The organism is Xenorhabdus bharatensis, from assembly GCF_037996705.1.
Classification (GTDB): Bacteria; Pseudomonadota; Gammaproteobacteria; order Enterobacterales; family Enterobacteriaceae; genus Xenorhabdus; species Xenorhabdus bharatensis.
The window spans coordinates 1-1,156 of record NZ_JBBMXG010000056.1 but is presented as its reverse complement, the minus strand read 5'-3'; the positions used below and the strand labels follow the sequence as shown (position 1 = coordinate 1,156).

General features: G+C 42.0%; 2 protein-coding genes. One reads left to right on the top strand and one right to left on the bottom strand.

Annotated elements, in window-relative coordinates; genetic code table 11:
- Positions 1-224: glutamine amidotransferase-related protein (locus AAC855_RS21170; protein ID WP_340612110.1), on the top strand; the 224-nt coding region annotated here is incomplete at its 5' end.
- Positions 225-425: 201 nt separating this feature from the next.
- Here AAC855_RS21170 and crp read toward each other — a convergent pair.
- Complete coding sequence (crp, locus tag AAC855_RS21165) at positions 426-1,058, bottom strand: cAMP-activated global transcriptional regulator CRP (protein ID WP_004240730.1); 633 nt, start codon at positions 1,056-1,058, stop codon at positions 426-428.
- Between the last annotated feature and the right edge of the window lie 98 nt (positions 1,059-1,156).

The window sequence follows — 1,156 nt, the reverse complement described above, 5'->3', positions numbered from 1 at the left end:
TGAACCGACCGCTGACAGTAACCCGCTACCACTCTTTAGTTGTCGCGGCAGAAACATTACCGGCTTCTTTTGAAGTCACCGCATGGAGCCAACATGATGGTAATGTGGATGAAATAATGGGAATACGTCACCGTACTTTACCTCTAGAAGGCGTGCAGTTTCATCCGGAAAGCATTCTGAGTGAACAGGGGCATGACTTACTGAATAATTTTCTGAAATACTAACGAAAATTATTTAATTCCTCTTTCGGCTATTTTTCACACCGGCTTTTGTGTAATACCCATAATCAGGTTATGGCGCTTAATTTATTTATGCGTCTACGGGTTTCATTTCTTAGCAGGGGAATGAAGGGAGCTGAGTGATGAAAAACAAAAAGCCAGTGCGGGATTGGATGCACTGGCCTAATTCAAGCGCGATTTCAGGAACTAACGTGTTCCGTAAACGACAATCGTTTTGCCGTGCGCAGAGATCAGGTTTTGATCTTCCAGCATTTTCAGAATGCGACCGACTGTTTCACGGGAACAACCGACAATCTGCCCGATTTCCTGACGTGTAATTTTGATTTGCATACCGTCAGGATGAGTCATTGCATCAGGCTGTTTAGCCAGATTCAGCAATGTTTGGGCAATACGGCCTGTAACATCCAAAAATGCAAGGTTTCCTACTTTTTCTGACGTAGTTTGTAAGCGGCTTGCCATTTGAGCAGATAAACGCATTAAAATATCAGGATTAACCTGAATTAACTGGCGAAATTTCTTATAGGAAATTTCAGCCACTTCACAGGCGCTTTTAGCTCGCACCCATGCTGTACGCTCTTGCCCTTCTTCAAACAATCCAAGTTCACCAATAAAATCCCCCTGATTTAAATAAGAGAGGATCATTTCTTTACCTTCTTCATCTTTTATTAGAACAGCAACTGAACCTTTAACAATGTAGTAAAGCGTTTCTGCCTTCTCACCTTGATGAATAAGCGTGCTCTTGGATGGATATTTGTGAATATGGCAGTGTGACAAAAACCATTCAAGAGTAGGGTCTGTTTGTGGCTTGCCGAGAACCATTCGCTTTATCCTCTGTTGTTATTTCCGCCTTTATGGTCAGAGAAACTGAGCGTTTCTCATCAGGCTGGCTTTATAAAGTCAATAGATTAACATATTAA

Bases quoted from the DNA above. Each gene is read 5' to 3' on its own strand.
- crp (WP_004240730.1), bottom strand. From the start codon at position 1,058: ATGGTTCTCGGCAAGCCACAAACAGACCCTACTCTTGAATGGTTTTTG.